The following is a 1,361-nucleotide window of genomic DNA, read 5'->3' as shown; positions in this document are numbered from 1 at the left end:
CCCTTCCGTCCCCTCGGCCGACGCTACCGTCGGGTAGAATTTCGTAGTTTCGGACTGCTTCCGCGAACTGGTTGATACGGGTCTCGTCATCAGGATGCATGTCTCGGTCGGCGGGGCGACCACGCTTTCGAACCTTAGTTGAGACCACGTGAGTCTCCGTTGCGGCATCGACGTCTTGCTGCCCCGAACCCCTCTCCGGCGCCAGCGACTGCGGCGTCACTCGCATCGAACCGCCCACGGATCTGCGACGCGGCACACGGTCGCCGGCGTCACTGTCGTGCGAACCGAGGCGCAAGTCGCTCGGATCCTGTTCCAGGTCTCGGCTCTCTGAATAGTAGTCGTCGATCCAGGCGTCCGTATCGAAAGCTCCGGTCACGCCTTCGATCCACCCACTTACTTCGCGAGAATCGTCATCGCGCGGCTGGTTCCGTCTTGGGTACATCGATGCCGGTCCTCCGGAAATCAAATTTGGAACCTCAATCCTAATGCCTGCCGACCGCCGCCCAGCATGCTAAAGCCAGATCCAATCATGCCCCCAAGGCATGGCCGAACACCATATGGCGACGGCTTGCCGACAATCGTCTGCACTCGACCATCAGGCCGGCACATGGCTTGAGAGGCTCGCCAGCTTGCCGCTTGCCATGCGGAGCCCGCTAGAATTGGCCTTCATTTAAGCAGTTCGAGTGATATGTGGGACATGCAGCGTGAAGGGTGCCGTCAGGATTTCCGGTTCCAACCAATCCATCCGCCGGCCTTTCTGATTTCGCCGCCTCAGGCAACGGAACCATATGCGGTGTAGCTGCTGACAGAACCCGTTGCGCGCTTGATAGTTATGCGACCTATGGCGCGGCGATCAGGATGAGACGCGCGCGACAATCTGGATGAGATTCTTATGTCGCGGTCGGGATGAAGTTATCATGTTGATTGTCGCTGGCAAGAGCTTCATCGTGGTCTGATTGCCGCTCCGCGACAAACTGTGCGGTGCCTTTGATTGTCGCGAATGAGGCTGGCCTGCCGCGCTGGCGTTTGGCCTCCATGGCGGAACGTCGTCGATAGCTTTCGACGTTCATTTCGAAGATCGTTGCGTGATGAACAAGTCGGTCCACCGCGGCACCCGCCCGCAGGCATAGTTTGATAGTTGCAGGATACGGGGTCGGCATCGAGCACCCAACTCACACGTTGGTTCATGATCGCCGTATGAAATGCATCCGGCGCCATGGGCGGGTTTCGTCCGGGCCTGAAGCCATAGTAGAACCCGCAAAGGGTAGGCCGTCATAGACGGCACTAAGCACTTCAGCGACCGCGCCAGCATCCTTCGCACCCGAGGCTCTTCCCGCATCCGTATCTGTCTACACCTCAGA

2 pseudogenes are annotated in these 1,361 nt (G+C 59.1%); both read right to left on the bottom strand.

The annotated features are described in order from the left end of the window. Nucleotides 1-376, bottom strand: a pseudogene (locus K6N12_RS33495) (Ulp1 family isopeptidase); the annotation flags it as partial. Between the two features lie 514 nt (nucleotides 377-890). Continuing rightward, nucleotides 891-1,112: pseudogene (locus tag K6N12_RS33490) on the bottom strand (hypothetical protein); the annotation flags it as partial. Nucleotides 1,113-1,361 lie beyond the last annotated feature (249 nt).

This window comes from Rhizobium redzepovicii, from assembly GCF_019793435.1.
In the GTDB taxonomy this organism is placed as follows: Bacteria; Pseudomonadota; Alphaproteobacteria; order Rhizobiales; family Rhizobiaceae; genus Rhizobium; species Rhizobium redzepovicii.
This window is presented reverse-complemented; position numbering and strand designations above follow the sequence as displayed.